At 71.0% G+C, this 1,825-nt stretch carries 3 protein-coding genes; 2 read left to right on the top strand and 1 reads right to left on the bottom strand.

Annotation, left to right across the window (positions count from 1 at the left end; translation table 11 throughout):
* The first annotated feature begins 101 nt into the window (after positions 1–101).
* A complete protein-coding gene (locus tag AB0J08_RS41380) occupies positions 102–869 on the top strand; it encodes a class E sortase (protein ID WP_360645298.1) in 768 nt (255 codons plus the stop codon).
* 194 nt (positions 870–1,063) lie between these two features.
* On the opposite strand, the gene AB0J08_RS41385 is transcribed toward AB0J08_RS41380, so the two are convergent.
* Positions 1,064–1,549 (bottom strand): hypothetical protein, encoded by a 486-nt coding sequence (locus tag AB0J08_RS41385; protein WP_360645301.1) that lies wholly within the window; start codon positions 1,547–1,549, stop codon positions 1,064–1,066.
* Positions 1,550–1,555: 6 nt separating this feature from the next.
* Between AB0J08_RS41385 and AB0J08_RS41390 the strand changes: the two genes are divergently transcribed.
* The coding region (locus tag AB0J08_RS41390) for a hypothetical protein (RefSeq protein WP_360645303.1) at positions 1,556–1,825 on the top strand (270 nt) is incomplete at its 3' end.

Raw genomic sequence — 1,825 nt, forward strand, 5'->3', positions numbered from 1 at the left:
CCCGAAGGACCGGGCGGCCATTCCTTCGGAGCCACAAACGGCAACCACCCATCAGCCACACCCGGTCCTCCCGGACCGCCTCACATTCTTAGGGATCACCCATGGCGACCGAGCACCCGGCCAAGGCGCGAGCCCCGCACCGACGCCCCTTCCAGGTCGCGACCGGCGTACTCGGCGACCTGATGTTCACCACAGGTGTGCTGCTCGCCCTGCTGGTCGCCTACTCACTGTGGTGGACGGACGTCACGGTCGCCCGGCACACGGGCGTCGCCGCCGAGCACCTGCGCCAGCGCTGGTCGGCGGCGGCCCCGGCAGCCCCACCGACCGGCACCGCGGACACCGCCGTCCCACCCCGTTTCGAGGCGGACGACGGCATCGGCTTCCTGCACGTGCCGGCGATGGGCGTCGGCTACCAGGTGCTGATCAAGATCGGCACCGGCGAGGACACCCTCGCGGAGGGGGTCGCCGGGGCCTACACGAATCCGTACAGCTCGGCCATGCCCTGGGAGCCACAGGGAAACTTCGCCCTCGCCGCCCACCGCGACGGCCACGGCGCGAAGTTCCACGACCTGGACGTGCTGAAGCCGGGCGACCCACTGGTCGTGGAGACCCGCGACCGCTGGTACGTGTACCGCGTCGATGCCACGCTGCCGAAAACCTCCAAGCACGACACCGGCGTCATCGCCCCGGTGCCCACCGGTTCCCCGTACACCGTGCCGGGCCGCTACATCACCCTGACGACCTGCACGCCGGTCTACACGTCGCTCTACCGAATGGCCGTCTGGGGCAGCCTGGTCCGGGAACAGCCGGTGGACCCGGACCGTACGCCGCCCCCCGAGCTGCGAAAGGAGGATCCCTCGAACGGGTGAAGGGGGGAAGCCGACCGACGGGCGGCCGCGGCAGCGCACCACCCGTCGCCCGCTCGGTGCCCGCACCGCCCTTGAGCTCGACGCCTGCTTCTCGGTCGGCCGTCCCGGTCGTGAGCGACCGGGACGGCGCCCCGCCGGACAGTCACGCAGTCCGGCCCGTGCACGCTACCCGGCACCCCGGGGGACGTGTCCGGTCATCCACGCCGTCGGCCGAGCCGCATCGCTGCCGCGCCCGCGGCGAGGAACGCGGCCGACAGGCCGAGCAGGATCGGCGTTCCCTGGGTACCCGTCTCGGCCAGCTCCCCGTGGTGGTGCCCGGCCGAGTGCTGCTCGCCCGCCGCACCGTGGTGACCGGCCGCGTACTCCCCGCCCCCACCGTGCTGCCCGCCCTCACCGTGCTCCCCGCCCGCACCGTGCTGCCCACCGCCGTGGTGGGCCGTCTTGCTCGGCGTCTGCTCCTTCGCGACGAGGTTGACCTTGTTCAGGTTCAGGTTGTGCGAGTCCTGGTGGTTGGACTGGCTCTGCTGGTTGGACAGGTTGTTGGCCTGGGAGGCCGACTGGTTGTTCTGCGCCGAGTTCTGCGCGCTGTTCTGCGCGGAGTTGTTCGAGTTGCTGGCGGCGCTGTTGTTCGCGCTGTTGTTGAGGTTGTTCGTGACGACGTTCTGCACGTTGACGGTCACGTTGACGTGCTGGTCCTGGCCCTGGTTCTGCGAGCCGCTCTGGTTCTGGCCCTGAGCCTGGTCCTGGCCTTGAGCCTGGTCCTGACCCTGGCCCTGACCCTCATGGCCCTCGTGGCCGCCATGACCCTCGTGGCCCTCGTGGCCGCCGTGACCCTCGTGACCGCCGTGGTCGCCATGGTCGCCGTGACCCTCGTGACCGCCGTGGTCGCCATGGTCGCCGTGACCCTCGTGACCGCCGTGGTCGCCATGGTCGCCGTGACCCTCGTGACCGCCGTG

Origin of the sequence: Kitasatospora sp. NPDC050463, from assembly GCF_040655255.1 — a bacterium.
In the GTDB taxonomy this organism is placed as follows: Bacteria; Actinomycetota; Actinomycetes; order Streptomycetales; family Streptomycetaceae; genus Kitasatospora.